Below are 24,727 nucleotides of genomic sequence, written 5' to 3' on the forward strand. Positions count from 1 at the left end.
AAAAATGCGAGGTGTGAAGAAAGGTTTAATTGCTAAAAGTAAAACATATTTTCTGGATCAGCTACTCGGCCCGGAAGAGCTATATAGGCGGCGTTGCTTGAAATGTGACGCTCTATTAGCATGATGCCGCCGCCCGCCGGATTCCACACCGGCGGGCGAGGGGGGCTACAGATTTTTTGCTTCGTCGCCCGGCTGGTAGGGCAAAAACAGGATAATCAGGTTCAGCATCTCACTGCGGGTTTCCATCAGATCCTCGGAAATGACGCGTCGGGGCGGCGAAAACGGGTTGTTGGGATTGGCCGCCGTATTATCGTATTGCCCTTCCACGGTAATGACCGAGCCCTTGGGCAAGTGCTGCATCTGCCGGAATCGGTAAGCTTCCTGCCAGCGGAAGTCCCACTCCGGAATATTTACCAGGTTGATCTTGGCCCCCTCGGGCGTGGTGGCCCACGCGGTGAATGACTTGCCCAGCAAGTGCATGTGGGGCCACACGTACAGCAACGACAGGTCCTGCGCCAGCTTCAGGTCTACATGGAACTTCTTGATGCTGTCGGCCGGGATGATAAGCGGAGGCGTGATTTCGCCCACGCCCGCCGAGCCAATGCTCAGGGCCCTGATTTCCCGTTTGATGGGCTCCTTGGCAAAGTAAATATTCACGCTCGACCAGTCGGTCGTGTCCACGGGCGACGGTCCGTAGTGCACCGTGAGCAGGATTACCCCGCGCTTGGGCATCGTGAAGCCAACCCCGGCGGGAAACTCCTGGGTGGTGCTGCCCGGAATCCAGCCGCCGTAATAAGCAACTTCCTGCATCAGGGGCTTAAATTCCTGCATGTTGCTCAGAAACTGGTCGGAAATTACCAGGTCGTTGCCTTTGTAAATGTCCACTTCCGGGCCGACACTCTGCACCGCGTAGTTGGCATGGTGCAACAGGCGCCGGTTGTTGGCAATAAACTCAATGGCACGGATGGGCTGCGCGGCCGGCAGCTCAAACGGAATCTTGAACATGACGAAGTTCTCGTTGCCGTTGCCCTTGATCCGAAAAGCTTCTTTGGGGCGCAGCACCAAGTCGGGCGCGCCCAGCGGGGCATGGCCGCGCAGGTCAGCTTTCTTGGGCTTCCGGTTCGGGCCCTGCGGCGCCCCGGCTTCCACCCAGCTCTTGATCTGCCCAATCTGCTCATCCGTCAGCCGCCGTTCGTTGGCAAACGAGCTGTAGTGCGGGTCGGCCTTCCACGGGGGCATGTAGCGGCTTTCCGTCACGCGCTGAATGGTCTTGGCCCGCCGCGCCACGTCTGGGTACGTGAGCAGCGAGAAAGGGGCGGCGCCGTTGGGCTTGTGGCAGGCCACGCAGTTAGCAGCCACGATAGGGGCAATGTGCTCGGAGTAGGTAACTTCTTTTTTCTGCTGGGCCGCTCCTGGCAGGGTGTTCAGCAGCAAGCAGAAAAATACGAGTAAGAAGGTTCCGTTCGGTATTCGGGGCAAGCAATACAAAAGAGGTCGTTTCACTTGTTGGTAAACCTGGGAAAGGGTGGTTTATTTCCCTAAGATACCGAGAAAAATTTGGCCATAACCTAAAAAAGCCCCTCACTATTCAGTGAGAGGCTTTTTAGAAACAGAGAAGCTGTTAAAAACTAGTTTTTAACATCCCACCACAAACGGGTTCTGATCAGGTCAGCACCCTGGCGCGCTACGGCAGCAGTGTAGTTGGCCTGGTTCAGCGACTGTTCGTTGGAAGGGTAGCGGAAACGTACGGGCAGCTTGCCACCGGCAGCACCAACTGGCGAAGCGGGCAGGCTCAGGAAGGGGTAGTCCAAGCGGCGCAGTTCCGACCAGGCTTCAACACCTTGGCCGTAGAGAGCAATCCACTTCTGGGTACCGATGCTGGCTTTCTGCGTTTCCAGGCTGGTCTTGTTGTACTTCACCAGTGGCTGGGCGATGTAAGCATCGACTGCGGCAACATCCGTAATGCCGTACTGGGCCATAGAGGCGCGGATAGCGCTGTTATAGGCAGCTTCAGCATCACCGGTAACGATACCACGGGCGCGGGCCTCAGCCGTGAAGAACAGTACTTCCGACCACGTCATCAGCACACCAGGGGCATCAGCCTTCGTGAAGTAGTCGCCTACTTTCGACATGCTGCACAGCGGACCACGTTGAGCAACCGGGTTGGTCAGGCCGTTCTTAATACCGCGGTACAGTCCTGTGGAGTCTGGTACTGACTTATCATCAGGCTTTGCCGCGCACTCGGCGGGGTTAGCGTAGATCGGCAGACGAGGGTCTTTCCGACGGCTCAGCACCGAGGTGATAGACTGGCTTACGCGGTGGTCATCACGAGTCAGGCGGTTTTCAAACACCGGGTTGGTGTTCGGCTGAGCACTCAGGAAGACGACCTGGGCGTTGTCAGCATTGCTGGTCATCAGCAGGTTCGAGCCATTCAGTACATCAGCAATTTCTGGTTTCGCCAATCCTTCATTAGCATCAATTGCACGCATGGCCAGACGCAGACGCAGCGAGTTGGAGAACTTCTCCCACTTGGTCATGTTGCCGCCGAACATCACGTCGCCACCAACGGCCATCGTGCTTTTCTGCTTCAACAAAGTCGTAGCCTGCTTCAAATCGGCCAGCAAGCCTTTGTAAACGTCTTCCTGCTTGTCGTACTTGGGCGTAATGACGTTTACCGTAGTCGAAAGCTTCAGTGCATCCGAGTAAGGAATATCACCGAAGATATCCGTCAGCACCGAGAAGTAGTAGCTGCGCATAACCAGCGCAACTGCCTGCATGTTGGGGTTGTTCGACTCTTTACCGATACGGAGCAGTTCGTTGAAGTCTTTCAGACCACCGGGCAAAGCTGCCGTGCCGGTATAGAAACCGTCCCAGATGCTCTGGTAAGAAGTGGACCGGAAGCTGTAACGGTCTTCCGTGGTGTACTGCGACTTGGCCCAGTGTTGAGCAATCAGCAGGCCGCCATCCATGTTAGCAGGTACGTCAAACAGACGGAAAGCAGTGGCCGTTTCGGCACCGGTTAGCAGCGCGTCGGGGCTTACCGTCAGCGGCTGGTTGGGGTTCGTGTTGAACTCTTCAAACCCCTTTTCGCATGCGCCCAGGCCCAGAGCCAGCGGCAGCATTAGTGCGATTTTATTGTATTTGGACAACATAGTGAGTAAAGTGAAGGTAAAGAGAGCCACTCCCGCGAGAGAGCGGCTCTATTTGATTACAGGGTCAGGTTGATGTTGAAGCCGTAGCTCCGAACCGAAGGAATCTGGGTAGACTCCAGGCCCTGAACGTTACCACTATTGAAAGAAGTTTCTGGATCGATACCAGGAGCCTTCGAGCTGATCAGCCACAGGTTACGACCAACGGCCGAAACACCGATACCTTTCAGGAACGTCTTTTCAACAAGCGACTTGGGCAGCTGGTAGCCCAGACGTACTTCGCGCAGTTTCACGAACGAAGCATCGTACACGCTGCTCGAACGAACGTTGTAGTAGTAGGCAGCATTCCAGTCCTGAGCCGGTACGTTTACGTTGTTGGGAACGTAGGTTTTGCCATCGGGGCCCAGCATTACGCCGTCACCCACGATGCCTTCCTCACGACCTTTCAGCGTGCTTTCCAGCGAGCCGGTGTAGTTACCCCACATGTTGGTTTCGCTCTGCAGCTGGCCACCCTGGCGGGTGTCGATGGTGAAGCTGAAATCAACGCCTTTGAAGCCCAGACGGTTGGTGATGCCACCTACCCAGTCAGGGGTATAAGAACCCAGGATCTTGCGGGTTGGGTCGGCTACGGGCAGACCGTCTTCGTAGATGATCTGGCCATCGGGGGCGCGCAGGAAGTCTTCTGCGAACAGGACGCCGTACCGCTCACCGATACGAGCTTCTACGTTTACGCCGAAGCCCGAAGCACCCAGGATCAGGTTTTTGATCTGACCTTCGTCGTCGAATTTCACCACTTTGTTGCGGTTAGCAGCGAAGTTGGTCTGGATGTTCCACTGCAGGGCGCTGGTGGCGGGCAGGGGAGCAATGTTCAGGATGGCTTCCAAGCCTTTGTTCTGTACTTCCCCAGCGTTCAGTACCTGGAAGGCATAGCCCGTAGCGGCCGAAGTTGGAATGCTCAGGATCTGGTCGGTCGTGGTCGACTGGTAGCCCGTCAATTCCAGGCCAATGCGGTCCTGCAGGAAGCGAACTTCGATACCTGCTTCTACCGAGTTGGTACGCTCAGGCTTCAGATCTGGATTGAACAGAGTATTGAAGTAGGTCTGCTGAGCGAAGCTGCCGAAAGGCGTGCGGCCGGGGTAGATATCCTGCAACCGATAGGGGTCCGTGTCGTTACCAACCTGGGCGTAACCGCCCCGAACTTTAGCAAATGACAACACCGATTCGGTGATGCCCAGGGCTTCAGTCAGTACCAACGATGCATCTACCGAAGGGTAGAAGAAAGAGTTGTTATCCTTAGGCAGCGTAGAGCTCCAGTCATTACGGGCGGTTACGCCTATGAATGCGAAGTTCTTGTAGCCCAGACGAGCCGAGCCGTAAACCGAGTTAATCCGGTTGCGAGTTTCGGGGTTCAGGATGTTAGCGTTGTTGTCGTTGCTCGAACCGAAGTTGTTACCCGTTACCAGCGGCGAACCGGAGTTGCCCAACGCGTACAGACCGGGTACGGCCAGCTCGGGAGCAGCCACGACGTTACGGTTACCACGGTTGTCGCGACGGTTCACCCCAATCAGACCGTCGATGTTCAGGTCTTCGGTCAGGTTACGGTTTACCGTGGCCAGGAATTCGGTGTTGCGCTCCAGTACGTAGATACGCTCTTCGGTGTAGTCGTCCTGAATAGCGTTGTCACGGGTTTCAGCGGCCACCCGGCGCTGGTTGAACTGGTTGTACACATCGTTCGTGGTACGAGCGGTGATGTTCAGCCAGTCGGTCAGAGCGTAGCTCAGGGTCAGGTTGCCGATTACACGGTCACGCTCGTCGTCGTTGGTGCACTCGTTCAGGATGTAGTACGGGTTGCTCGAGTAAACCTGGATCCAGTTGTAGTTACGGCTGCCTTCGCGGCCACCCTGCTCGTAGATGTCTTTCAGATCGGAGAGTTTTACCTGACGGCCAAACCACGTGTAGAGCTGCTGCATTACGTTCAGCTCGTCGTAGCCCTGGCTGGGGCGGCGACCCTTGGTGTTGGTGTAGTTGATGTTGGTGCTCAGCTTGAACTTGTTGGTGATGTCAACACCACCGTTTACGTTCACCGTGTTCCGCTTCAGGAAGGTGTTGGGCAGAATGCCTTTTTGGTCCAGGTTCGTGTACGATACCCGGATACCAGCTTTGTCATTACCACCCGACAGGGCCACGTTGTTGGTCAGCGTGCGGCCGGTTTCGAAGAAGTTGCGCACGTTGTCTTTGCCGGGGCTAACCCAGGGAGTAGCCTGGCGCACGCCGTTTACCACGGGCGAGTTGTACTGAGGAATCAGACGGCCGTCCAGTTTGGGACCCCAGCTTTCGTCCACGTTGTCGCTGTCGCCACCACCGGCTCCGTCTACGTACTCGTAGCTGCCGTAGCCCTGACCGTACTGGTCCTGGAATTTGGGGATCTTCAGGGGCGTTTCAAACGAAGTCGTGCTGTTCACGCTGATGCCAATACCACGCGACTTACGGCCGTTTTTGGTGGTGATTACGATAACGCCGTTTACACCGCGCGTACCGTACAGAGCGGCAGCGTTAGCACCTTTCAGGACCGTCATCGACTCGATGTCATCGGGGTTGATGTCCGAAGCACCGTTGCCGTAGTCAACACCACCGCTACCGGGGGCGGTAGATACGCCGTTGGAAAAGTTCTGGTTGTCAATTGGCTGGCCGTCAATTACGAACAAGGGCTGGTTGTTACCCTGTACCGATTTGGCACCCCGGATCAAGATACGCGACGAGCTGCCGGGCGTGCCCGAGCTGTTCGTGATTTGTACGCCGGCAATCTTGCCGCTCAGGGAGTTAACCACGTTGGTTTCGCGAGCCTGCGTCAGATCAGCGCCTTTTACGTCCTGAATGGAGTAACCGAGACTTTTCTTCTCTTCTTCGCGGCCCAGAGCCGTTACTACTACTTCACCCAGCGTCTTGGTGTCGGTGCTCAGACCCACGTCGATGGTGGAAGCCGTCCCGATAGGACGATCAACGGAAACGTAGCCGATGGAGGTAAACGACAGGGTCGTGGCCGTGGCCGGAACGCTCAGCGAGTAGGTACCGTCCGAGTTGGTCGAGGCACCGATGGTGGTACCTTTCACAATTACAGTAACTCCGGGTAAGCCCTGGCCGCTGGTGCGGTCAGTAACCCTTCCTGAAATGGCCCTGTCCTGCGCGATGGCCTGCTGCAACAGGCTAGTCATCAGCAGGATGACCATAAATAAGAGTTTTTTCATTTGACAGTTGGTTTGGTGAGTGAAAAGGTGAAGAAAGAAGTTGTAAAAGTGGGCGAATAGGGCAAGTATAGCGGTAAAAACCCCATTTAGCAACTTTTAGGAAACATAGGGATGGGCCCGCTACACTCACTCTTTCAATTATCTCCGCCTCAATTTCTGGTATCTGCCTCAGCATAAGAGGCCGATTCGTACAAGTCCCATCTTAAAGATAGGCATTTAGCTGCCAGATCGTGACGATATGATGAGGAAATTATAGAATAAAATAATTCTAATATATAACTTTGCCTAGTTTTGCATTAAGTAGCCCTTGATGTATTCGTCCAAGTCGCCGTCGAGTACGGCCTGCACGTCGGTGCGCTCAATGCCCGTGCGTAGATCCTTGATCAGCTTGTAGGGGTGCAGCACGTAGTTGCGGATCTGGGAACCGAAGTCGATGCGCTTCTTGCCAGCCTCGATCTTGTCGCGCTCGGCGTTGCGCTTGTCCATCTCGATTTGGTACAACCGCGACTTCAGCATCCGCAGGGCGTGTTCCTTGTTCATCAGCTGCGACCGTTCGATCTGGCATTCAATGACGATGCCGGAAGGAGCGTGCTTCAGACGCACGGCCGTTTCCACTTTGTTTACGTTCTGGCCGCCCGCGCCCCCGGCCCGGTACGTGTCCCAGGTGATGTCGGCGGGGTTGATGAGAATGTTAATCGTTTCATCAACAACCGGATAAGCGAATACCGAGGCAAAGGAGGTATGGCGCCGTCCGCTGCTATCGAAGGGCGAAATGCGGACCAGCCGGTGCACGCCAATCTCACTTTTCAGGTAGCCGTAGGCGAAGTCGCCCGTGATTTCCAGCGAGGCCGACTTGATGCCGCCACCTTCACCGGGCTGGTAGCTGACCTGGCGCACGGAGAAGTTGTGCTTCTCGCCCCACATGATGTACATGCGCATCAGCATCTCGGCCCAATCCTGGCTTTCGGTGCCACCCGCGCCGGGGTTGATGTCGATAATAGCGGAAAGCTGGTCTTCCTCGTCGGAGAGCATCCGCTTGAACTCCAACTGCTCCACCAGCTTCTGGGCCTGGTCGAATTCCTGCTGAATCTCGGCTTCGGTAACGTCGCCTTCGCGGTAAAAGTCAAACAGGATTTCGACCTCCGATACGGCGCTTTCTACTGCTTCGTAGTCGTCGGTCCAGACTTTGACGGTTTTTATCTCTTTCAGGATTGACTCGGCTTTCTTGGAGTCGTCCCAAAAGCCGGGGGCGGCGGTCTGCTTTTCGGTTTCTACGACCTGCGCTTTGCGGGCATCGTAGTCAAAGATACCTCCTCAAGGCCTCAACGCGGCCCTTCAATTCCTTAACCTGGTCTTGGGTCATGGGAAAAAAAGATGAATGTGAAAAAATGGGTAGGCGGCAAAGGTAGCTAATGCAAAACGCCTGCCCCGGATATTTCATCCGGAGCAGGCGTTAGTGTTTTGCCGAGGCAAAAAGGGACTATACCTGGACCATCCAGTGGTGGGTGTCGGGGGCTTCGCCGGTGCGGATGGCGCTGAGCATGGCGCTGGCTTTCTGGGAGAAGGAGTCGGCGGAGGGAGCCGGCAGGGCGTAGTCCTGGCCCTGGAAGCCGATGGTGGCAATGGGGGCAATAGTCGCGGCCGTGCCGACGCCGAATGCTTCCTGCAGAGTGCCGTTGGCCTGGGCCGTCATTACTTCCGTGGCCGAAACCTTCCGCTCTTCCACTGGCAGACCCAGGTCATGGGCCATTTGCAGGACGCTTTTGCGCGTGATGCCATCCAGAATGGAGGTGCTGAGGGCGGGGGTAATAACCTTGCCGTCGATGACGAACATGACGTTCATTGTCCCCGATTCTTCGATGAACTGGTGGGCCGAGGAGTCGGTCCAGAGCAGCTGGTGGTAGCCTTCCTGCTGGGCCAGCTTGGTGGGCCACATGGCGGCGCCGTAGTTACCGGCCGCTTTGGCATAGCCAGCCCCGCCCTCGGCTGAGCGCACGAACTTCTCTTCGAAGCGCACCCGCAGGGGCTTGTTATAGTACAAGCCTACCGGGCAGGTGAAAATCATGAAGCGGTAGCTGTCGGAGGGGCGCACACCGATGAAGCCGTCGGTGGCAAACATAAAGGGCCGGATATAGAGGGCACTACCGGGCGCGTCGGGCACCCAGCTGGCATCGAGGCGAATCAGCTGGGCAAGGCCCTGCATAAACAGCTCTTCGGGAATGGCGGGCATGCACATCCGCTCCGCCGACAGGTTCAGGCGGTGCAGGTTGTCGTAGGGGCGGAACAGGGCAATTTCGCCCTGGGGGTTCTTGTAGGCTTTCATGCCCTCAAAAATGGCCTGCCCGTAGTGCAGCGCCGAGTTGGCGGGGCTCACGGCCATGTCGCCGTAGGGCACAATCTGGGGCTCCTGCCATTCGCCATCCTGATAGTCGACAACAAACATATGGTCGGAGAAGACCTTGCCAAATTCGAGGTGGTCAGGATCCAGCTGCTGAAGCCGTGACGCCGTGGTGCGCTGAGTCCGGATAGTGAGAGTGTCGAGCATAATGCAGGATGATGGGAGAGTGGAAAAAGAGCGGGTGGGAATAGAGGGTACTTCCTGAAACGCGCCTAGGAGAGGCGCGGTTTCCAGGTAACTTCTTCGGCGCCTAATTCGTGCGCCATTTGCCGGCCGAGCACGAAAAGATAATCCGAAAGGCGGTTAAGGTACATCACGACCAGGTCGGCGACGAAGGAATCTTCCCGCAAAGCAATTACCAGCCGCTCGGCGCGGCGGCATACGCAGCGGGCTACGTGGGCGTAGGAAACGGAGGGGTGGCCGCCGGGCAGAATAAACTCCCGCAGCTCGGGCAGCCCCTCATTCATGCGGTCCATTTCTTGTTCCAGCAACAGGATATCCTCTTCGTGCAAATCCGGAATCTTCATTTTCGACTTGTCCGGATCGGAAGCCAGGGTGGCGCCCATGGTGAAAAGGCGGTCCTGAATTTCCTTTAACAGGGCGCGGCGAGAGATGTTTACGTCCTGGTCGCGCACCAGCCCGAGGTAGGAGTTGAGCTCGTCGACGGTGCCGTAGCACTCGATGCGGAGGCTGGATTTGGGCACGCGGGTGCCGCCAATAAGGGACGTGAGGCCTTTGTCGCCAGTTTTGGTGTAGATTTTCATGCAGTGAGCGAAGGACAGCGGGCAGGAGCTGGGGTTGCAGAGAACGTACTAAACAAAATAGTCAGCTCCATGTCGGTGGCTCAGCGCTGCGGAGTGAGCTGCTCGTGGTGATTGGCAATGTCGGTGTTGATGTTGTCGGACTCCACCAGGCCGTCGCGCAGGCGCACGATGCGGTGCGCGTAGCGGGCAATATCTTCCTCGTGGGTGACCATAATGATGGTGTTGCCTTTCACGTAGAGGGCCTCAAACAAGTCCATGATTTCGTAGCTGGTCTTGGTGTCGAGGTTGCCGGTGGGTTCGTCGGCCAGGATAATGCTGGGGTCGTTGACCAGGGCGCGGGCAATGGCCACGCGCTGCCGCTGGCCGCCGCTCAGCTCGTTGGGCTTGTGCTTGGCGCGGGTTTCGAGGCCCACGCTTTTCAGGGCCAGCATGGCTTTTTCCTCGCGCTGACTCTTGCTGTAGCCGGCATAAATCAGGGGCAGGGCCACGTTGTCGAGGGAAGTGGCGCGGGGCAGCAGGTTGAAAGTCTGGAAAACGAACCCGATTTCCTTATTGCGCACCTCCGCCAGCTGGTTGTCCGACATCCGGCTGACGTCCTTGCCGTTGAGGATGTAGTTGCCGCGCGTGGGCGTATCGAGGCAGCCCACGATGTTCATCAGCGTGGATTTGCCCGAGCCCGACGGCCCCATGAACGCCACGTACTCGCCGCGCTGAATGGTGATGGTAACGGACCGTAGTGCCTGGATGAGCTCGGTGCCCATCTGGTATTCCTTCGCAATGTCGTGCGTTTCGATTACAGGAGGTAGCATAGGCCGCTCGGTTAGTTCCAGGGGGTAGCGGATGCCGCCTGAGTGGCCCGCTGCGCGTTGTACTTTGAAAGAAAGGTACTGTATTCCGCCGGGGAAAGCAATGGGCGCAGCTTTTCCAGGGAAGCAGTGGCGTACTCGGTCAGGCCGGCCGGAATGGCGGCCAGCGTGTAGGCTTTCAACAGATTTACCGACTCGGGGTTGTACTCCAGACCTTTGAGCAGGGCGTTGTAAGCAAGCATGTCCTGCTGCTGGCTTAGGTAAAAGTTGGCCGCGGCCAGCACTCCATCTTCCAGAAAAGGCGCCTCCCGTACCAGGCGGGCAAACAACCGGCTGGCCTGCGGACGGTTATTTTCCTGCTGCGCCAGGGCGGCCTGGTAATACAGATAGTAGGGCTGATGCGGCCGGGCAAAGTAGCCGGTTTGGACCACCTGGCGCAGGGCGGGCAGCTGCTGGGCTTGCAGGTACACTTGGCCGCGCACTACGTTCCAGGCCGAGGCGGCCCGGGTTTTGGTAGTCGCCGGCGGGGCAAACGACTGGATGGCCTGCTGGGCGGCGGCCATTTGGCCGGCTTGCAGAGCCCGCGGAATCTGGGCCAGCAACGCCGCTTCCCGCGAAGCCGCCGTGCCCAGGGCCGCCGCCCGCGGAATCAGGCTTTCGGGGTAGAGCGAGCCGCCGCGCAGCACCAGGTACTGAGCCTTCACCGAGTCGGGAGCCGTGGGGTACTGCGTGTTGAAGTCAAGGTTCAGCACGGCCAGCAGCTGCCGGGCCCGGCGACTGGTGCCAAACGTCTGGTCGGATAATGCCTGGGTAGCCGAGGCTTTGGCCGAATCGGTTTGGTTGAACAGCGCCTGCGCGTAGGCCCGATATAAGGCCGCTTCAGAGTAGCCATTGCGGCGGGCCGCAGCAAACCGGTCGGCGGCGCTGGGGTAAAGGCGTTGCTCGAGCAGCCACAGGCCCCACAGGTTCTGGTAGTAGGCGCTGCCCGCAGAGTTGCCGCTAGCCAGGGGCAGCAGGGTACTTTGGGCGGCTACCACCTGCCCGCCGTAGTGCTGGGTGAGGGCGCGCAGAAACGTCAGCTGGTCAAAATACGGGTTGTTTTCGGGCTGTTGGGCCAGGCGCGTCAGCAGCCGCAGCTGAGTGGTGTCGCCGAGGGCCGCGCGGCGCAGACCTTCGTGGTAGACTTGGGCAAACTCGGCCGTAGTCAGAATCGGAGAAGCTGGCGTGGCTGACTGCGGCTGCTCCGGCTTGCCGCTGAGCAGGTTAAGCAACGCGGCGTTGCTGGCCCAGGCCGGACTGGCTGCCCCGGAAGTATGCTCCCGCACGGCTTTGCGCGCCGCGTCGGCTTGCTGGGTCTGTAGCAGGAAGGCCAAGCGGTTGGCTTGGATGACGGCGTTATCGGGAGCCAGAGCTTCGGCGCGTTGTAGGTAGTATTCCACCGAATCGGTCAGGGCTGAGCGGGTGTAAAGCTGGGCCAGGTCGTTGGCCAGCCGGGCACTGCGGGGCGTATTTTTGATAGCCTGGCGCAGCACCTGCAACCGGTCGAAAAAGTCGCCGGGCTCATTGTAAAGCGCGGCCAGGCGCAGGGAAATCTTTTCGGACGGCGCCCGGTTCAGGGCGCGGCGCAGGGCATTGATTTCGTTCTGGCGCTGGGAGCGGAAATGATACAGCGCCGCCCGGCCCATGCTGGCGCGGTGGTTGTGCTGGTCCAGAACGTCGCTTTCGGCGTAGTAGCGCTCGGCCAGCAGGGCCAGTCCGTCGCCGTTGGGCTGCTCCTCGCTTTGCAGGCGGGTCAGGTCGCCCACGTTGTTGAAATAGCCGGCCTGCACCCGGTCGAGCACGTAGAAATTGTTGCGCATCTCCACGGCTACAATGCTGCCAATGCCCACCACGTACACGATGTAGAACGGCAGGCGCCGCGGCTCATACACCACCCGGAATACCCGCAGCTTCTGCCGGATCAGGGTAACGAAGTTGAACAGGACGTAGAGCAGAAACGCCGCGCCCACGGCCAGCAGCGCCAGGGCGGTAAAGTCGCGGGCGGCGGCCAGCAGCGGGTCGTTGGCCGTGGCCAAGGCGAAGCCCAGAAACCCGGCGGCCAGCGTCAGCAGGATCAGCAGCAGCAGCTGGGCCGACGCCAGCGGCACCCAGGCCTGGAAGGTCGCGGCCCGGCGCGGCAGATTCAGCCAGCTGATAACCAGGGCCGGCAGCAGCAGCACGAGCGGGTCGAGGTGGACGCCGGGCAGAATCAGCAGCTCCCCGCCGTTCCAGTAAAACATCAGCAGCGTGCCCAGGTACAGGCCACTGACCAGCAGAAACGGCAGCAACCCGAAGCGGCTGCCGGGGTTTTCGGCCTGGGAGTTAAACCACAGCAACCCGTAGACATTCTCAACGCCGAGCCAGAGCACCAGCAGCGCCAAGGCCGCCGCGCCGCTGCTGGTCGCGTAGCTCACCAGGTGCAAAGCGGTGGTATCGGCCGGATTGTCGCTGCGCAGAAACAGCAAGGTGCTCAGGCCGGCCACCAGCGCACTGAACGTCAGCAGGCGGCGGCCAAACGACACGTCCTGCCAGAAGGCATGAAATACGTAGGCCGGAATGCCCAGCGTGAGCAGCGTCAGAATCAGAAAGTATTGCTCCCGGGAGTCGAAAATGCCGAGCATATCGGCGTTGAGCGACATCAGGAAGAACATCAGCAGCGCCATGCCCGCCACAAACGACAGGCGGGGCAGGCGGCTGATGATGGCCAGGTAAAAAACCAGGCAGAAAGCCACCAGCCCCAGCAGCAGCACGGCCGCGTCGGGCCGCACGAAGGGCCCGGTTACGTCGTGGGTTTCCGTGACGAGGTAGCCATTCACGCGCACCGGCAGCTCGTCGAGGCCGATGCGCACCCGTTGCAGCACCGTGGGCACGGGCTTGAGCTGGGCTACTTCCTGCACCCGCAACGTGAAATCGTCGCCGGTAAAGTAATAATACACCGCCAGGCCGACGGAAAAGCCGGCAACCACGCCCAATACCCACAGGATAGTGCGCCAGCCGGTAGAGCGGGGGGAGGAAAGCAGAAGGGCCAAGGGAAAAGGTTATTCCAGCACTTTGGGCACGCGGAAGTAGTCGGAGTCCTTGCGCGGGGCGTTGCGCAGGCCCTCCTGGTGGCTTACCGAGTTGCGGGCCTCGTCGGGCCGCAGAACGTTGATTTCCTGCGACAAATGCACCAGGGGCTCCACGTTGGCGGTATCTAGCTCGCTGAGCTGGGCCACCCAGTCCAGAATCTTGTTCAGGTCGCCCAGCATCTGCTGTTCCTTCGTGGCGTCAAATTCGAGACGGGAAAGATGGGCCAGTTTGCGCAGGGTTGATAAATCGGTGCTCACAGTAGGGAAAGTTGGAAGAAGTTCAGATTACGAATTAGGCAAACCCAGCTCCGGGCTGGCCGCCGCGGCGGCGTCGGGAGCGGGCTTGGGCGGGCGGGAAGGCCCGGGAATGCCGGCCGCTTCGGGGCGGAAGGCGCTGGCAATAGTACGAAAAGCCTGGTCCCGGATCCGGGGCACGTCGGCGCTGGTCAGGCCCTGGGTGAAAATTGGCTCGTGAATCACGACCTGCAACGGCGTGTAGCGCACCCGGATACCCCCAACGTCGGGCATGAAGCGGTGGTTCAGGGGCATCGTGACGGGCACGATGGGCACGCCCGTGGCAATGGCTAGCTGGAAGGCTCCATCCTTGAACGGGCCCATTTCCTCGCCGGGCTTTTTGGAAATCGTGCCCTCGGGGAAAATAACCACCGAGCGGCCGGCTTCCAGGCTCTGGCGGGCCTGCACGATGGCCCGGCCCCGGCTCACGGCGCTGTTGCGGTTCACGGTGATGTAGACGCTGCCAAACACCGGACCCCAGAGCGGCACGTCGGCCAGGGCGCTTTTGCCAATGATGTTCAGAAAGCCCGGAATGGCCTTAAACAAGACCGGAATGTCGATGTAGGAGCTGTGGTTGGCAACGTAGACGCAGGGCTGGGACTTGGGCAGCGGGTTCTTGCGCACGATGTCGACCGGCATGCCCCACATCCGGATGGCAAACGTCGACCAGCCCCGGTTGATGGTGTGCAGGTGCCGGTGCAGCTTCGGGCGCCGCCCCAGCCACACCTGCACGGGGTAGGTGACAAAGAACGGCAGCACAAACCAGAACGTGCTCCACGTGGTGTAGATGCGGTGCCAGATATAACGCAACAGTCGACGCATACCGCAAAAATACGAGCTAGAAACTTAGAAGCGGCGCGCCCGGCCCGAAAGGCTGCGCCGCCGCCGGGGGCTTAGCCGCGGCGGGCGTTCAGCAGGCGTTCGGCTTTCAGCAAGCCTGCCACGCTGATGGCGTCGGTAATGCGGCTGTCCATGACCATCGCCACGGCTTCGGACAGGGGCAGCTTCCAGAGGCGCAGGTCCTCGGTTTCCTCGGGCTCCACGTCGCCGGCTTCCAGCTCTTCGGCCAGAAAAACGAAGCCTTCCTCGTCGGTCACGGAGTTGGAGGTGTGCAGGCGGGCAATGTTGGTCCAGCGCCGGGCCGTGAAGCCGGTTTCCTCCTTCAACTCCCGCTGCGCCGATTCCAGAATGTCCACTTCCACCGGCCCGCCGCCCATCGGAATTTCCCAGGAATACTCATTGAGCGGGTAGCGGTACTGGCCCACCAGCCAGGTATTGCCTTGGGCATCCACCGGGATAATGCCCAAGGCCTTATTCTTCATCGTCACGACGCCGTAGATGCCCCGGCCGCCCTTGGGGTTGATGACCTGGTCTTCCCGCACCCGAATCCAGGGATTCTGATAGGTTACCTCCGAGCTGAGCACCTGCCACGGATTATGGGTTTCGTCGAAGTCAGGGGAGGGGATATGGGTCATAAATGCGGAAATACGGGAGCGGCGGAACAGGGCAAAGGTACAATTTCGCCGGGAGCTGAAAAGGGCCTTGGCTGTCCGACGGGCCGCAAGCTAGGTTAGTCGGGTGAGAAGATGCGTTTGACAAAAAACGCCGCAATAAACGACTGAGAGCAAGTAGTTTTGTCGTAGAAAGGAACCAGCACAAATAGAGGTTGTGGAAAGGAAGTCTCTGTTTGTGTAGCTCCGACCGGGCTAAGGAGTAGGGTGGATGAATTTCTACCGGTCGGTGCAAAAGTAAAGAGCCGTTGCCATGAGCAGCGGCTTTTTTTGTGCCCGTCCGGTTTGGGCCGAGCAGGCCAAAATCTTGTAGGCCCGGCCGGCGGCCTCCAGCCAACCTCAACGCGAAAGGGTGCGTACCTTAGGGTAAACCGGCTGTTTACATCCCAGCCGGCCCCGGATATTTTTATGGCAAATCAACCCAAAAATCAGTCCGCTCAGGCCCAGCCCGGAGACCCTTTGTTCAACCTGAAACACGCGCAGGCAGAAGCCGAATTAGTGCAGAATACGGGCGGTCTTGGCCCGATAACCAACGAGTACGTCACCACCGATGAGGAGGATGCCCTCGACGAAGGACCCCGCGACAAGCAGGGCTTCCGCCGCGGCGAGTCGGGCACGCCCGAAGCCGGCTCCACGGCCGGCCGCCACTAAACGGTGAAATAGTGAGATGGTGAAACAGTGAGTGATTTGCTATAAGTCGCTAACTAGGCAGCCGTAACACGGTAATAAATATTTTCCTGAAAAGGGCCTCTCCGGGTGCTGCGGCAGCCGGGGAGGCCTTTTTGTTTGCCCCGGCACTTGGCCCGCCCCAACTGCGGGCCCTACCTTAGCGCCATGATGCTGCTTGCCTCCCATACTGGCCTTTCGCGGGAAGCGGGCCTCGACGAAGCCGGCCGGGGCTGCCTGGCCGGGCCCGTGTTTGCCGCCGCCGTTATCCTGCCCCCCGATTTTGTCCCCGCTTACCTCAACGACTCCAAGCTGATGACGGCCCGCCGCCGCGAGACGATTCGCCAGGAAATCTGCCGCGAGGCTGTGGCTTGGGCCGTGGGCGAGGCCAACACCGACGAAATTGCCAGCATCAACATTGCCCAGGCCAGCTACCTGGCCATGCACCGCGCCGTGGCCCAACTGCCGCACCGCCCCGAGCACCTGATTGTCGACGGCAACCGTTTCCGGCCGTACCTGGGTATCGAGCACACCTGCTTTGTCAAGGGCGACGGGCGCTACCGCAGCATCGCGGCCGCTTCGGTGCTGGCCAAAACCTTCCGCGACGACCGGATGCACGAGCTGGCCCTGGAGTACCCGATGTATGGCTGGGAGCAAAATGCCGGCTACCCCACCGAAAAACACCGCGCCGCCATCCGCCAATACGGCCCCTGCGAATACCACCGCATGGGCTTCCGGCTGCTTTAATGTGCTGATGTGCTGATGTGGGGAATGTGCTGATTTTTAATGTGGGGAATGTGCAGAATGTGAGAAATGTGGGGAATGTATGATGGCGCAGCACTCCGTCCGCGGAAATGTGCTCAGCCTGCTAACGTGAAAAGCCCTGACGCCGGAACCGTGTACCGCGAAGTTCCACTTCGCGAGGCGTGCGCGCCGTTGCAACGACCGTCGTTCATCGACTCGCGAAGTGGAACTTCGCGGTACAAGCAAAAGCCCTTTACCGAACCAACGGTAAAGGGCTTTCTGGTAGAAGAGCAAGTCATACTGCGCAGACGTCGGATGGCCACGCTTCGCTCGCCATGACGCGAAAAAACGCTAGTCTTTTAGGCGCAGCAGGTCCAGGAAGAGGCTGAAGCCGTCGACGGTGGAGCCGCCTTCGCCGAACTTGTCGAAATTCAGGGGCTTGATGATGTAGCCGCTCACGGCCAGGTCGCGGGCCTTGAGCCGGTCGGTTTCCAGGTCGGAGGTGGTCATGATAAACACGTTCAGGCCCACAAACTCGGGGTCGGAGCGCAGGGCTTCCAGCAGCTCCAGGCCGTTCATGCGGGGCATGTTGATGTCGAGCATCACCACGCTGGGCTTGTCAATCTGGTGTTGGCCGCCTTCTCCTTTGAGCAGGTGCAGGGCTTCGCGGCCGTTTTTGGCAATGTGCAGGGGCACGTTGATATCGTGCTTGCGCAATTCGCGCTGCACGTTCATGATGTCCATCTGGTCGTCTTCAACGAGAAGAATGCTGGGGGCAAAGGCGTCGGTCGACATATATGAGGGGAGGAAAAATCAGGTCAGAAACCGTCTTCTATACGGCTATTACAATATTCAGATGGGTTTTGGCGCCGATTGCCCGGCCGCGGAGCGCCGCTCCCCGGTGAGGGCGCGCTCCTTGGGCCAGGTAAAGATAAAGCTAGCTCCCTGGCCTTCTGTCGATTCAACGCGGATGGTGCCGCCCTGGCGCTCCACGATTTTTTTGACGATGGCCAGCCCCACGCCGGTGCTTTCCAGCGTGTCGCGCTCCACCAGGGTCTGAAAGATGATAAAGATCCGCTCGTGGTACTCCGGGTCGATGCCGGGGCCATTGTCCGTGACCGAGAAGGTGTACTGCTGCCGGTCTTCGCGGCACCCGATGCGCACGAGGCCCCGCTCGGGCTGGTCGTGGTATTTGAGGGCGTTGCTGATCAGGTTGGTGAATACCTGCTGCAGCTGCACCCGGTTGGTTTGCATGGTGGGCAGGTAGGTAGGCAGCTCGACGCGGAAGCCGGGCGGCGGAGCCAGCGAGTCCACTATTTCAGTGAGCAGCTCGCGCACGTTGATGCGCTCATCGGCCTGTTTGGTGCGCCCGATGCGGGCCAGGTCCAGAATGCCGCTGATCAGGTTTTCCATGCGGTGTACCCGGGTCCGCATCAGCATCAGAAACTCCCGGATGTGCTCGGGCACGTTCTGGCCCATGTCTTCCTCAATCCAGCGCGAGGCGCTTTCGATGCCCCGCAGCGGCGCCTTCAAATCGTGCGAGACGACGTAGGCAAACTGGTCGAGCTCCTGGTTGCGGCGCTCCAGCTGGGTAATGGTCGAGTCGATGGTGCGGGCCATGACGTTGAGCGAGTCGGCCAGCTCGGTCAGCTCGTCCTGGGAAGTGTCCTGGATGCGGGTGGTGTAGTCGCCGGTGGCAATCTGGGTGGAGAGGCCCACCATCATTTCGATGCGGCGGGCAATCAGCCGGGTGATGTAGGACGCCCACAGCAGGCCGATGCCGATGGCCAGCAGCGTGACGATAATCGAAATCAGGCGGGTCTGCCGGATGCTGTCTTCCAGCTTCTGCCGCACCTTGTCGCGCTCGGCCAGCTCGGTGCGCTCGAAGCCGGCAAACAGCACCCGGATCTGGTCCATGATCTGCTTGCCGGTCAGGCTTTCGGCCAGGGAGCGGTGTTCCATGCCTTCCATCCCAATCTGGTCAGGGTCGCGGCGGCGGGCTTCGCGCTTTTCGCTGATGAGCAGGTGGGAATAGGCCGACCACTGCTGGTAAAGGCGCTGGGTGCGCACGATGCGGGCGTACTGCGGGTTGTCGGGCGCAATCTGCTGGCGCAGCTGGGTGAAGCGGCTCAGCAACTCCTGCTCGCCCTGGTAGTAGGGTTGCAGCACGGCTTCGCTGCCGATGAGCATAAAGCCCCGGAAGCCCGATTCCATGTCGATGATGTTGCGGAACAGGGCCGCCGCCTCGGCCGTAGTCAGCTGCGAGGCCTGCACCCGCTCAGAGTTGCGCAGCACCTGGCGGGAAAGCTGATAGTTGACGAACACCACCAAGGCAAACAGGGCCGAGATGACCAGGAAGCCCGCGAATAGTTTGGTAGAAAGCTTCAGCTTCATGCAGCGCGGCGACAAATAACGGGGAACGAGGTAGGGTTAGCCGGGCGTACGCAGCTTGTTCTGGATGGTTTGCAACAGCTGCGTGATTTGGTCGGTGAGCGGCAACAGGTCCGTCAGCCCCTGGAGGGCCTGCTCCCGGAAGCCCTGTGTATACATATCCATCAGCTCGTTGGCCTGCGCGTGCACCTGGCGGTGGGCCCGGTCGAGGGCGGCCCACTCCGGCACGTAGCCCCAGTGGCTCTGGCGGCGCTGCGTAATCCAGACGCCCAGGCTGCACTGGTCCGGGTCGCGGGCGGGGCCTTCAGCCAGGGCGCTGCCGTAGAGAAAGGAACGCAGCTTGGATTTGAACAGCAGATGCTTGAGCATCGCGGTTTCGAAATCCTGTTTAATATCTAAATCCATGAGGAACGGCCCGGCTAAAAGGGAGACTAACGCGGGGCAAAAATACAGAGCGGAAAAAAAAGCGGCCAGGCTACCCACATAATTACCGCGGCAGCGGCGCGGGCTCTGCCCTCGTGTACGGCCCGGCCGCCGGAAATGGCTAATTTCGCCCGGCCCTTTCCGCAGGGCTTGCGCAAAACCACCTTCTACCTTCCCAACCCGCCCCATGGCCGAAGAACTCAAAACCGTTGTCCTGAATGATGTGCACCAGCAGCTGGGTGCCAAAATGGTCCCCTTTGCCGGCTACAACATGCCCGTGCGCTACTCCTCCGACCTCGACGAGCACCGCACCGTGCGCCGCGCCGTGGGCATGTTCGACGTGTCGCACATGGGCGAGTTCCGGGTGCGCGGCCCCCACGCCCTCGACCTGATTCAGCGCGTGACCAGCAACGACGCCAGCAAGCTCACCGATGGCAAAGCCCAGTACTCGTGCCTGCCCAACCAAACCGGCGGCATCGTGGACGATTTGCTGGTGTACAAGCTGGCCGACGAAGACTACATGCTGGTGGTTAACGCCTCCAACATCGACAAAGACTGGAACTGGATTAGCCAGTTTAACACCCAGGGCGCCGAAATGGAGAACATTTCGGACCAGACCAGTCTGTTTGCCGTGCAGGGCCCCAAGGCGGCCGAAGCCCTGCAAAGCCTGACCGATACGGACCTGGCCAGCATTCCGTACTACTCCTTCGTGCAGGGTACGTTTGCCGGGGCTCCCAACGTCATCATCTCGGCCACGGGCTACACCGGCGCGGGCGGCTTCGAGCTCTACATTCCGAATGAGTACGCCCAGCAGGTGTGGGACAAGATCATGGAAGCCGGTCAGCCCTTCGGCCTGAAGCCCATCGGGCTGGGCGCGCGCGACACGCTGCGCCTGGAAATGGGCTTCTCGCTCTACGGCAACGACATCGACGACACGACTTCGCCGCTGGAAGCCGGCCTGGGCTGGATTACCAAATTCACCAAGGAGTTCACCAACTCGGCCAGCCTGAAGGCCCAGAAGGAGCAGGGCGTGAGCCGCAAGCTGGTCGCTTTCCTGATGGACGGCCCCGGCATTCCGCGCAGCCACTACGAGCTGGTGACGGAGGCCGGCGAGAAAATCGGGGAGGTGACCTCCGGTACCCAGTCGCCCACGCTGAGCAAGGGCATTGGCCTGGGCTACGTGAAAACCGAGTTCAGCGCGCCCGGCAGCCAGATTTTCGTGCAGGTGCGGGGCAAGAACTTCCCGGCCACGGTGGTGAAGCTGCCGTTCGTGAAAGGCACGGAAGAAGTCTAAGCGGCTTCACTCGGAACCAGACGTAGCACGATACCCTCCAAACGTCATTCCGAGCGCAGCCGAGGAATCTCGCGGGGCCTCGTTTGATTACTGATCAGACGTCAGCACGCGAGATTTCTCGGCTGCGCTCGGAATGACGTTCTTATTTCATTTCTCTTTACTTACCCATTTTTCCGCATGCCCTCTCTCGATATTTGCTTTAGCCCCGAACTGTTGCCGTTGTATGATTTGCGGGGGAAAGTGGCCGTGGTGGTCGATATTCTGCGGGCCACTTCCTCTATCGTGACGGCGCTGGCGGCGGGCGTGACGCACGTGGTGCCGTTCAGCGAGCTGGACGAGTGCCGGGCCCTGGCCGCGCAGGGCTACCTCACGGCGGCCGAGCGCGACGGGCGGCAGGCCGAGGGCTTCGACCTGGGTAACTCGCCTTTCGGCTACCTCGATGGGGTGCTGCCGGTGCGGGGTCGGGGCGTGGCCATCACGACTACCAACGGCACCCGGGCCCTGCACCTGTCGCTGGGGGCCGAGGCCGTGGTCATCGGGGCCTTCCTGAATCTGGAGGCGGTGGCGCAGTTCGCGCGGGCGCAGGGCAAGGACGTGGTGGTGGTGTGCGCCGGCTGGAAAGGCATGTTCAATCTGGAAGATACCGTGTTTGGCGGGGCCCTGGCCGAGCGGCTGGCCGCCGATTTCGACACCACGGGCAGCGACGCCACGCTGGCCGCCCGCCACTTGTGGGAACAGGCCAAGCCCGATCTGGAAGGGTACCTGTTGCAGTCGGCCCACGTGCGGCGGCTGAACTCGCTGGAGGCGAATAAGGACTTTGCCTATTGCGTGCAGCTCGATACGCACGATATCGTGCCGATCTGGCGGGACGGGAAGTTGGTCGTGAATACTTAGGCCGTGGGTCTGAAACCGTGGCTAAGTGGGGCTTTGCACACGTAAAGTAGCACTTCGTACACCTGAAATGTGGCTTCGCACGGTCAAAGTAGCGCTTCGCGCACCTGAAGTCCGGTTTCGCACACCTGAAATACGGTTTCGCACACCTGAAGTGCGGCTTCGCACGGTCTTGGTACGGCTTCACACGGCTGAAGTAGCGCTTCGTACACCTGAAGTGCGGCTTCGCACGGCCCTGAAAGCGTATCGAACGAGCTGTTGGGGGACGGCACGACCTGGGCGGGTTAGCGCAGCTTCTCGTTTTGCTGGTGGCGGGTGGCGTCGCGCTGGGTTTTCTTGGCCAAGTTGCGTTGCAGGGCTTCGGTCAGGTTGACGCCGGTTTGGTTGGCCAGGCAGATAACTACGAACAGCACGTCGGCCAACTCGTCGGCCAGCACCTTGTCCTTGTCCGACTCCTTGAACGACTGCTCGCCGTACTGCCGGGCAATGATGCGGGCTACTTCCCCGACTTCCTCGGTGAGCATGGCCATGTTGGTCAACTCGTTGAAATACCGCACGCCGGTAGTCTGAATCCAGGTGTCCACGGTCTGTTGGGCTTCTTCAATGGTCATGGGCGGCGGTGAATGAGTGAATGAGTGAATGAGTGAGGTTGTCGTTCGAATGATATTGGCGGGGCGAGCCACGCGAGGCCATCCGTCCCGTGCGAAGGTAGTCACGGCCTGTTACTACGGAGCCTTATTGTCTGCCTCGATAGGGAGTGTAGAGACGCGTATTCGCGTCTCCTCGTTGAACAATCTGCCTTGCCGGAGCAGGCATCCGCAACGATTGAGACGCGAATACGCGTCTCTACATCGTTCTATAAGGAAAGGCTTTGTGGGGAAGGAAGTTTGTCACTAGTAGCAGACGGATTGCGTCGGCCTGCGTGGCTTGCCATAACAGTACCATTCGAACGACAACTTCACTCATTCACTCATTCACTCATTCACCTTTCAGGCGAGTCCAGCACGATGGTGACGGGGCCGTCGTTGAGCAGGCTGACTTGCATGTCGGCGCCGAATTCGCCGGTGGGCACGGGCTGGCCCAGCAGGGTTTCGAGCAGCTGCACAAACTGCTGGTAGAGCGGAATGGCCACGGGCGGCGGGGCGGCCCCGATGTAGCTGGGGCGGTTGCCCTTGCGGGCGTCGGCCAGCAGGGTAAACTGGCTTACCACCAGCACCTGGCCCTGAATGTCCTGCACGCTGCGGTTCATCTTGCCTTCTTCGTCGCCGAAAATGCGCAGCTGCACCAGCTTGCGGGCCATCCAGTCGAGGGATTTGGCGTCGTCATCGGGGGAGAAGCCGGCCAGCACCAGCAGGCCGGGGCCGATCTGGCCGGTGACGCGCCCCTCGACGGTGACGCTGGCTTGGCTGACGCGCTGAAGAACGACTCGCATAGAGGTAGAAAGGGCCGAAACAGAAAGAGGGATGGGGGCGCGCTGGTTTTGCCGTACTTCGCAGTGCCAACCGGCCCTTCGCGCACCCACCGCACCCCATGGACGCCACGAAGAACGACAATCCGACGACAAAAAACGCACTTTCCCTGCTGCTGGCGCTGGTCGCCGTGGCCGGGGTGCGCCTCTACGGTCTGCCTGAGGCCGCCCTGCCCGACTACGACTCGGTGCGCAACTGGCAGATTGTGCGGGAAATAGCCCACGGCAACTTTCGGAACCTGTTTCACCACGGCAGCCCCGGCTTTTCGGTGCTCTACGTGCCGGTGGCCTGGCTGACCAGCAACTTTCACGTGTTTCAGTTCCTGAATGCGCTGCTGGCCGTGGCCGCCGTGGGCAGTCTGGCGTGGCTGGTTACTAAAGTCGCCCGGCTAGCCTGGCTGGAAACGGCCCTGCTCACGCTGTTTGTTGGCTCTTCGGTGTTTCTCACCTTCTCGGGCCGCGACTTTACCATGGGCTCGGCCTCACTCTTGGTGTTTGCCGGGCTGCTGCGGGCGTACTACCGGCGGCTGGAAGCGCCCACCGACCAGCACCTGCGCCGGGCCGCGCTCTGGCTGGCGGTGGGGCTGAGCATCAACTACAAGTTTATCCTGACCCTGCCGATTCTGGGCGTGCTGGAGCTGTTGCAGCGCGACGGACTGCTAAGGCAGCGGCGCAATTGGCTGCGGGTGGCTCTCACGTTGGCCGCGCCGTTTGTGCTGTTTGGGGTGGTGGGCGTATTGGCCGGGCTGCCCTGGTACCGGTGGCCGGCGGTGTACTACAACGTGCTGTTTCCGGGCGCGGCCAACGCGGCGGGCCGGCAGGGCAGCGTGCAGCTGGATTTGACCTACTACCTGCATTTTCTGTGGGGCTTCGAGTCGCCGCTGGTGCTGCTGGCGCTGGCCGGGGTGCCCTGGCTGTGGCGGCGGGAGCTGTTTGCCGAGCTGGAGCGCATCAACCTGGTGCGCTACCTGGCCGTGTGGGCCTACGCGTATCTGGCCGGCATGTCGCTCTTGCTGAAAGCCCCGCGCGGCCTGCTGCTGGCCTACGGCTTGCTCTATGCCCTGACGTTTCTGAGCGTGCGCCGGGTGCTGGTGGGCTGGCGCGCGGCCATTATCGTGCTGGTGGCCTGTGGCCTGAACCTGCACCGGATTCAGCGGGAAATATACGCCTACTCGCCCAGCCACTACCCGCAGGTGGCCCAGTGGCTGCGGCAGCGGCAGGCCGGGCCGGTAGCTACTACGGTGGGGCTGGGCCTGGCCCCGTTCTACCCCGATACGGTAGCCGCCGTGACTTCCGCGCCACAGCTTGATGCGTTACGGCAAAAAGGCTGGCGCTACGTGCTGCTGGATGGCTACTGGCGCGTCACCAACGTGCCGCAGTTTGGAGCCCTGCGCGCCCAGCCGCCGGTAGCCGCCTGGCCCGAGCCGCTGCTGACGTCGCCGCTGCTGTTTCTGGAGCACTCCGAGTACACGGGGCTGAACTACGAACAAACCCTGGCCTTGCAGCACGAAGCCCGCCAGGACTCGGTGCAGCTACGGCTGTACCGGCTGCCGTAACGCGAAGTGCCCCTTCGCGA

The 24,727-nt window shown here is 60.1% G+C and carries 21 protein-coding genes; 5 read left to right on the plus strand and 16 right to left on the minus strand.

The genetic code is table 11. The features are described 5' to 3' along the window. Positions 1-165: 165 nt before the first annotated feature. The 11 genes from E5K00_RS18740 to E5K00_RS18790 all read right to left on the minus strand — a co-directional run bounded on the left by E5K00_RS18740 (position 166) and on the right by E5K00_RS18790 (position 15,238). Positions 166-1,434 carry a c-type cytochrome gene (locus E5K00_RS18740; RefSeq protein ID WP_135464802.1) on the minus strand — a complete coding sequence of 423 codons (1,269 nt, stop codon included), beginning with the start codon at positions 1,432-1,434 and terminating at the stop codon, positions 166-168. Between the two features lie 194 nt (positions 1,435-1,628). Further along, entirely contained in the window at positions 1,629-3,152 is a 1,524-nt protein-coding gene (locus E5K00_RS18745; protein WP_135464803.1) for a SusD/RagB family nutrient-binding outer membrane lipoprotein, read from the minus strand. Positions 3,153-3,208: 56 nt separating this feature from the next. Then, positions 3,209-6,394, minus strand: a complete 3,186-nt coding sequence (locus E5K00_RS18750) for a SusC/RagA family TonB-linked outer membrane protein (protein WP_135464804.1) — start codon at positions 6,392-6,394, stop codon at positions 3,209-3,211. Between the two features lie 285 nt (positions 6,395-6,679). Further along, positions 6,680-7,757, minus strand: a protein-coding gene (gene prfB, locus E5K00_RS18755; protein ID WP_210114335.1) for a peptide chain release factor 2 whose coding sequence is annotated in 2 segments (ribosomal slippage) — positions 6,680-7,705 and positions 7,707-7,757 — 1,077 coding nt in all. Because the reading frame shifts where the segments join, the coding sequence is not laid out codon by codon here. A gap of 117 nt (positions 7,758-7,874) precedes the next feature. Next, positions 7,875-8,939 (minus strand): branched-chain amino acid aminotransferase, encoded by a 1,065-nt coding sequence (locus E5K00_RS18760; RefSeq protein WP_210114336.1) that lies wholly within the window; start codon positions 8,937-8,939, stop codon positions 7,875-7,877. Between the two features lie 65 nt (positions 8,940-9,004). Continuing rightward, the gene (locus tag E5K00_RS18765; RefSeq protein WP_135464807.1) at positions 9,005-9,556 is read right to left on the minus strand and encodes a cob(I)yrinic acid a,c-diamide adenosyltransferase; all 552 of its coding nucleotides are present in this window, start codon (positions 9,554-9,556) and stop codon (positions 9,005-9,007) included. 80 nt (positions 9,557-9,636) lie between these two features. Continuing rightward, positions 9,637-10,365, minus strand: coding sequence for an ABC transporter ATP-binding protein (locus E5K00_RS18770; RefSeq protein ID WP_135464808.1), 729 nt, complete (start codon positions 10,363-10,365; stop codon positions 9,637-9,639). An 11-nt stretch (positions 10,366-10,376) separates the two neighbouring features. Further along, on the minus strand, positions 10,377-13,430 hold the full coding sequence (locus tag E5K00_RS18775) for a tetratricopeptide repeat protein (RefSeq protein ID WP_135464809.1): 3,054 nt from the start codon (positions 13,428-13,430) through the stop codon (positions 10,377-10,379). Positions 13,431-13,439: 9 nt separating this feature from the next. Continuing rightward, complete coding sequence (gene gatC, locus E5K00_RS18780) at positions 13,440-13,727, minus strand: Asp-tRNA(Asn)/Glu-tRNA(Gln) amidotransferase subunit GatC (protein ID WP_135464810.1); 288 nt, start codon at positions 13,725-13,727, stop codon at positions 13,440-13,442. A gap of 27 nt (positions 13,728-13,754) precedes the next feature. Continuing rightward, positions 13,755-14,585, minus strand: coding sequence for a lysophospholipid acyltransferase family protein (locus tag E5K00_RS18785; protein ID WP_135464811.1), 831 nt, complete (start codon positions 14,583-14,585; stop codon positions 13,755-13,757). Between the two features lie 71 nt (positions 14,586-14,656). Next, entirely contained in the window at positions 14,657-15,238 is a 582-nt protein-coding gene (locus E5K00_RS18790) for an NUDIX domain-containing protein (RefSeq protein ID WP_135464812.1), read from the minus strand. A gap of 495 nt (positions 15,239-15,733) precedes the next feature. Here E5K00_RS18790 and E5K00_RS18795 point away from each other — a divergent pair, with 495 nt between their 5' ends. Both E5K00_RS18795 and E5K00_RS18800 read left to right on the plus strand, forming a co-directional pair. Then, positions 15,734-15,925: a hypothetical protein gene (locus E5K00_RS18795; protein WP_135464813.1), complete on the plus strand. Its 192-nt coding sequence runs from the start codon at positions 15,734-15,736 to the stop codon at positions 15,923-15,925. A gap of 186 nt (positions 15,926-16,111) precedes the next feature. Next, complete coding sequence (locus E5K00_RS18800) at positions 16,112-16,687, plus strand: ribonuclease HII (protein WP_135465045.1); 576 nt, start codon at positions 16,112-16,114, stop codon at positions 16,685-16,687. A gap of 348 nt (positions 16,688-17,035) precedes the next feature. On the opposite strand, the gene E5K00_RS18805 is transcribed toward E5K00_RS18800, so the two are convergent. From E5K00_RS18805 to E5K00_RS22895, 3 genes are read right to left on the minus strand one after another with little or no spacing between them, the layout of a single operon-like run. Further along, a complete protein-coding gene (locus tag E5K00_RS18805) occupies positions 17,036-17,479 on the minus strand; it encodes a response regulator (RefSeq protein WP_135464814.1) in 444 nt (147 codons plus the stop codon). Positions 17,480-17,536: 57 nt separating this feature from the next. Beyond that, the gene (locus E5K00_RS18810) at positions 17,537-19,078 is read right to left on the minus strand and encodes a sensor histidine kinase (RefSeq protein WP_135464815.1); all 1,542 of its coding nucleotides are present in this window, start codon (positions 19,076-19,078) and stop codon (positions 17,537-17,539) included. A 36-nt stretch (positions 19,079-19,114) separates the two neighbouring features. Further along, on the minus strand, positions 19,115-19,480 hold the full coding sequence (locus E5K00_RS22895; protein ID WP_167856948.1) for a CZB domain-containing protein: 366 nt from the start codon (positions 19,478-19,480) through the stop codon (positions 19,115-19,117). Between the two features lie 205 nt (positions 19,481-19,685). On the opposite strand from E5K00_RS22895, the gene gcvT reads away from it, so the two are divergent. After that, on the plus strand, positions 19,686-20,792 hold the full coding sequence (gcvT, locus tag E5K00_RS18820) for a glycine cleavage system aminomethyltransferase GcvT (RefSeq protein WP_135464817.1): 1,107 nt from the start codon (positions 19,686-19,688) through the stop codon (positions 20,790-20,792). A 177-nt stretch (positions 20,793-20,969) separates the two neighbouring features. Next, the gene (locus tag E5K00_RS18825; RefSeq protein WP_135464818.1) at positions 20,970-21,686 is read left to right on the plus strand and encodes a 2-phosphosulfolactate phosphatase; all 717 of its coding nucleotides are present in this window, start codon (positions 20,970-20,972) and stop codon (positions 21,684-21,686) included. Between the two features lie 281 nt (positions 21,687-21,967). Here E5K00_RS18825 and E5K00_RS18830 read toward each other — a convergent pair whose 3' ends face one another. After that, positions 21,968-22,294 carry a nucleotide pyrophosphohydrolase gene (locus tag E5K00_RS18830; protein ID WP_135464819.1) on the minus strand — a complete coding sequence of 109 codons (327 nt, stop codon included), beginning with the start codon at positions 22,292-22,294 and terminating at the stop codon, positions 21,968-21,970. A 371-nt stretch (positions 22,295-22,665) separates the two neighbouring features. Further along, a complete protein-coding gene (gene dtd, locus E5K00_RS18835) occupies positions 22,666-23,115 on the minus strand; it encodes a D-aminoacyl-tRNA deacylase (RefSeq protein ID WP_135464820.1) in 450 nt (149 codons plus the stop codon). Between the two features lie 98 nt (positions 23,116-23,213). Between dtd and E5K00_RS18840 the strand changes: the two genes are divergently transcribed. Beyond that, entirely contained in the window at positions 23,214-24,707 is a 1,494-nt protein-coding gene (locus tag E5K00_RS18840) for a hypothetical protein (RefSeq protein ID WP_135464821.1), read from the plus strand. Positions 24,708-24,727 lie beyond the last annotated feature (20 nt).

It is taken from the genome of Hymenobacter aquaticus, from assembly GCF_004765605.1.
Classification (GTDB): domain Bacteria; phylum Bacteroidota; class Bacteroidia; order Cytophagales; family Hymenobacteraceae; genus Hymenobacter; species Hymenobacter aquaticus.

What these genes read in the sequence shown, in the direction of transcription:
- gcvT (WP_135464817.1), top strand. Translation starts at nt 19,686, where the DNA reads ATGGCCGAAGAACTCAAAACCGTTGTCCTGAATGATGTGCACCAGCAG.
- E5K00_RS18750 (WP_135464804.1), bottom strand. Translation starts at nt 6,394, where the DNA reads ATGAAAAAACTCTTATTTATGGTCATCCTGCTGATGACTAGCCTGTTG.
- E5K00_RS22895 (WP_167856948.1), bottom strand. Translation starts at nt 19,480, where the DNA reads ATGGATTTAGATATTAAACAGGATTTCGAAACCGCGATGCTCAAGCAT.
- E5K00_RS18790 (WP_135464812.1), bottom strand. Translation starts at nt 15,238, where the DNA reads ATGACCCATATCCCCTCCCCTGACTTCGACGAAACCCATAATCCGTGG.
- E5K00_RS18760 (WP_210114336.1), bottom strand. Translation starts at nt 8,939, where the DNA reads ATGCTCGACACTCTCACTATCCGGACTCAGCGCACCACGGCGTCACGG.
- E5K00_RS18770 (WP_135464808.1), bottom strand. Translation starts at nt 10,365, where the DNA reads ATGCTACCTCCTGTAATCGAAACGCACGACATTGCGAAGGAATACCAG.
- dtd (WP_135464820.1), bottom strand. Translation starts at nt 23,115, where the DNA reads ATGCGAGTCGTTCTTCAGCGCGTCAGCCAAGCCAGCGTCACCGTCGAG.
- E5K00_RS18825 (WP_135464818.1), top strand. Translation starts at nt 20,970, where the DNA reads ATGCCCTCTCTCGATATTTGCTTTAGCCCCGAACTGTTGCCGTTGTAT.
- E5K00_RS18785 (WP_135464811.1), bottom strand. Translation starts at nt 14,585, where the DNA reads ATGCGTCGACTGTTGCGTTATATCTGGCACCGCATCTACACCACGTGG.
- E5K00_RS18745 (WP_135464803.1), bottom strand. Translation starts at nt 3,152, where the DNA reads ATGTTGTCCAAATACAATAAAATCGCACTAATGCTGCCGCTGGCTCTG.
- E5K00_RS18765 (WP_135464807.1), bottom strand. Translation starts at nt 9,556, where the DNA reads ATGAAAATCTACACCAAAACTGGCGACAAAGGCCTCACGTCCCTTATT.
- E5K00_RS18810 (WP_135464815.1), bottom strand. Translation starts at nt 19,078, where the DNA reads ATGAAGCTGAAGCTTTCTACCAAACTATTCGCGGGCTTCCTGGTCATC.
- E5K00_RS18805 (WP_135464814.1), bottom strand. Translation starts at nt 17,479, where the DNA reads ATGTCGACCGACGCCTTTGCCCCCAGCATTCTTCTCGTTGAAGACGAC.
- E5K00_RS18830 (WP_135464819.1), bottom strand. Translation starts at nt 22,294, where the DNA reads ATGACCATTGAAGAAGCCCAACAGACCGTGGACACCTGGATTCAGACT.
- E5K00_RS18840 (WP_135464821.1), top strand. Translation starts at nt 23,214, where the DNA reads ATGGACGCCACGAAGAACGACAATCCGACGACAAAAAACGCACTTTCC.
- E5K00_RS18800 (WP_135465045.1), top strand. Translation starts at nt 16,112, where the DNA reads ATGCTGCTTGCCTCCCATACTGGCCTTTCGCGGGAAGCGGGCCTCGAC.